The following is a 3,144-nucleotide window of genomic DNA, read 5'->3' on the forward strand; positions in this document are numbered from 1 at the left end:
GTCGCCGCGCTGACGCCGCGCGCCGAAATCGAAGGTGAGATGGGCGATGCGCTACCCGGCCTGCAGGCCCGCCTTATGAGCCAGGCGCTGCGCAAGCTGACCGCCTCGATCTCGCGCTCCAACACCATGGTCATCTTCATCAACCAGATCCGCATGAAGATCGGCGTCATGTTCGGCTCGCCCGAGACGACGACCGGCGGCAACGCGCTGAAGTTCTACGCCTCGGTCCGCCTCGACATCCGCCGCATCGGCTCGGTCAAGGACCGCGACGAGGTCGTCGGCAACCAGACCCGCGTCAAGGTGGTCAAGAACAAGCTGGCGCCGCCCTTCAAGGTGGTCGAGTTCGACATCATGTATGGCGAGGGCGTCTCCAAGACCGGCGAGCTGGTCGACCTCGGCGTCAAGGCCGGCGTGGTCGAGAAATCCGGCGCCTGGTTCTCCTACAATTCGCAGCGTCTCGGCCAGGGCCGCGAGAACGCAAAACTGTTCCTGCGCGACAATCCCGACACAGCGCGCGAGATCGAAATGGCGCTCAGGCAGAATGCCGGGCTGATCGCCGAGAAGTTCCTCGAGAATGGCGGCTCCGAGGGCGGCGGTGACGACGGTTTCGAGGACGAAGCCGGCGCCATGTAGGTGCCACAATCTCGGTTTATTAATATCTGCTTATGTAATTGAGTTCTTTAGTACTGCGTCCCGAACCGCCGGCCTTGTGCCGGCGGTTTGCGTTTCGGGCGATGCCCGGCTAGAGCCGGCAACAACCGGACTTTTCTCCAGTTCCGTGTTTCTGGACAGGCTGCGGCGTGATCGCTAAAAGGCCATGTCCATTTTGCCGCCGGCACCCCCGGCGGTTCTCTCGAAAAGGCAAGCATCCATGAGTGGCGTGAACGAGATCCGGTCGACATTCCTCGACTATTTCCGCAAGGAGGGTCACGAGGTCGTCGCGTCGAGCCCGCTGGTGCCGCGCAACGATCCGACGCTGATGTTCACCAACGCCGGCATGGTGCAGTTCAAGAACGTCTTCACCGGCCTGGAGAAGCGGCCCTATTCGCGCGCCACCACCGCCCAGAAGAGCGTGCGCGCCGGCGGCAAGCACAACGACCTCGACAATGTCGGCTACACCGCGCGTCACCTGACCTTCTTCGAGATGCTCGGCAATTTCTCCTTCGGCGACTATTTCAAGGAACGCGCCATCGAGCTTGCCTGGAACCTGATCACCAGGGAGTTCGGGCTAAAGAAAGACAAGCTGCTGGTCACGGTCTACCACACCGACGATGAGGCCGCCGGCTACTGGAAGAAGATCGCCGGCTTCACCGACGACCGCATCATCCGCATCCCGACCTCCGACAATTTCTGGGCAATGGGCGACACCGGACCCTGCGGGCCGTGCTCGGAGATCTTCATCGACCGCGGCGAACACATCTGGGGCGGCCCTCCCGGCAGCCCGGAAGAGGACGGCGACCGGTTCCTGGAATTCTGGAACCTGGTGTTCATGCAGTATGAACAGGTGACCAAGGAAGAGCGCATCGACCTGCCGCGCCCGTCGATCGACACCGGTATGGGCCTCGAGCGCATGGCGTCCATCCTGCAAGGGGTGGAAAGCGTCTTCGAGACCGACCTGTTCCGCCATCTGATCGATGCCGCCTCATCGGCGCTCGGGCGCGGTCCGGATGCGGACACCGTCGCATCGTTCCGCGTCATCGCCGACCATCTGCGGTCGTCCTGCTTCCTGGTGGCCGACGGCGTGCTGCCGTCGAATGAGGGCCGCGGCTATGTGCTGCGCCGTATCATGCGCCGCGCCATGCGCCATGCGCAGCTGCTCGGCGCCAGCGAGCCGCTGATGTGGAAATTGGTGCCGGCGCTGGTGCGCGAGATGGCTCAGGCCTATCCGGAGCTGGGGCGCGGCGAGGCGCTGATCACCGAAACGCTGAAGCTGGAAGAGACCCGCTTCCGCAAGACGCTGGCGCGCGGCCTCGGCCTGCTCTCGGAGGCAACCGAAAAGCTCGGCGCCGGCGACATGCTGGATGGCGAGACGGCCTTCAAGCTCTACGACACTTACGGCTTCCCGCTCGACCTGACGCAGGATGCGCTGCGCCAGCGCAGCATCTCGGTCGATCTGGCCGGCTTTACCGATGCGATGGAGCGGCAACGGGCCGAGGCGCGCAAGAGCTGGGCGGGTTCCGGCGACGCGGCCACCGAGACGGTGTGGTTTTCGGTGCGCGAGCAGACCGGCGCCACCGATTTCCTCGGCTATGAGACCGAGCAGGCGGAGGGCCTGGTCCTGGCGCTGGTCAAGGACGGCAAGGCCGTCGACAGCGCCGCGCAGGGTGACACGGTTGCCGTGATCGTCAACCAGACGCCGTTCTACGGCGAATCCGGCGGCCAGATGGGCGACACCGGCATTGTTTCCGGCGAAGGCTTCTCGATAGCGATCACCGACACGCAGAAGAAGGCCGACGGCCTGTTCGTGCATCTCGGCCGGGTGGCAAGCGGCACGGTCAAGACCGGCGCTGCCGTCGAGCTCAAGGTCGACCATGCGCGCCGCTCCAGGCTGCGCGCCAACCATTCGGCGACGCACCTCATCCACGAGGCGCTGCGCGAGGTGCTGGGCACCCATGTCGCGCAGAAGGGCTCGCTGGTCGCGCCCGAGCGCCTGCGCTTCGACATCTCGCACAACAAGCCGATCTCGGCCGATGAACTCGAGGAGGTCGAGCGCATGGCGAACGAGATCGTCGTGCAGAACAGCCCGGTGTCGACACGCCTGATGTCGGTCGATGATGCCATTGCCGAGGGCGCCATGGCGCTGTTCGGCGAAAAATACGGCGACGAGGTGCGCGTCGTGTCGATGGGCACCGGCCTGCATGGCGCCAAGGCGAACCGCCCCTATTCGGTCGAGCTCTGCGGCGGCACCCATGTCCGGGCGACCGGCGATATCGGCCTGGTGCGCATCGTGTCGGACAGCGCGGTCGCCGCCGGCGTGCGCCGCATCGAGGCGCTGACCGGCGAGGCGGCGCGCAGGCATCTCGACGAGCAGGACAGGCGGCTGAAGGCGATCGCTTCGACGCTGAAGATCTCGCCGGCCGACGTGACCGCGCGTGTCGAGACGCTGCTCGAAGAGCGCAAGAAGCTCGAGAAGGAGCTTAGCGA

The 3,144-nt window shown here is 65.2% G+C and carries 1 protein-coding gene and 1 pseudogene; both read left to right on the forward strand.

Annotation, left to right across the window (positions count from 1 at the left end; genetic code table 11):
- Positions 1 to 633: pseudogene (locus EOA33_RS29680) on the forward strand (DNA recombination/repair protein RecA); the annotation flags it as partial.
- Between the two features lie 238 nt (positions 634 to 871).
- On the forward strand, positions 872 to 3,144 hold a 2,273-nt coding region (alaS, locus tag EOA33_RS29685; protein WP_127407261.1), incomplete at its 3' end, for an alanine--tRNA ligase.

Origin of the sequence: Mesorhizobium sp. M4A.F.Ca.ET.050.02.1.1, from assembly GCF_003997725.1 — a bacterium.
Classification (GTDB): domain Bacteria; phylum Pseudomonadota; class Alphaproteobacteria; order Rhizobiales; family Rhizobiaceae; genus Mesorhizobium.